Consider the following 492-nt stretch of genomic DNA (forward strand, 5'->3'; position numbering starts at 1 on the left):
GGCACAACCGAGCTCTTTAATAAGGTCGTTAAGGAACGGAAAGGAACCCCTGAAGAGCGGAAGCGCCTCTGGGGGCTCTGGGAATCGATTGCTAAGACCATGCTTTACCTGCCAAAAGAAGAGTTCAAAATCGAGCGCGTCAAGGTTCCGCCAATCGAGCAGGCGCCGATAGTTGAGAGCGTCCGCTGCTCCCGCTGTGGCGAGCTGGTCATGTCCACGAGGATCGTTTACATCAACGAGGAGCCTCTCTGCATGAGATGCGCTAATGAGAAGTATCACGCCATCATCGGCAGAGGCATAGTCGATGTCAACAGCTTTAGGGGGTGCTGAAATGAGGAAGGCTCTGGCTCTACTTCTCGTTCTGCTGGTTGTCTCTGTAAGCGGGTGCATAGGCACGACGGAAAATCCAACCAATACTGCAACCACAGAGGCCAGTTCGGCTTACGTAACTGTGACGGATCTGCTCGGAAGAACCGTTGAGGTTCCGGCTCA

At 53.9% G+C, this 492-nt stretch carries 1 protein-coding gene; it reads left to right on the forward strand.

Going from position 1 to position 492, the window contains the following annotated elements; translation table 11 throughout:
• On the forward strand, positions 1-330 hold a 330-nt coding region (locus tag E3E42_RS11690), incomplete at its 5' end, for a TraR/DksA C4-type zinc finger protein (RefSeq protein ID WP_206206135.1).
• Positions 331-492: the final 162 nt, after the last annotated feature.

It is taken from the genome of Thermococcus sp. JdF3 (assembly GCF_012027495.1).
In the GTDB taxonomy this organism is placed as follows: Archaea; Methanobacteriota_B; Thermococci; order Thermococcales; family Thermococcaceae; genus Thermococcus.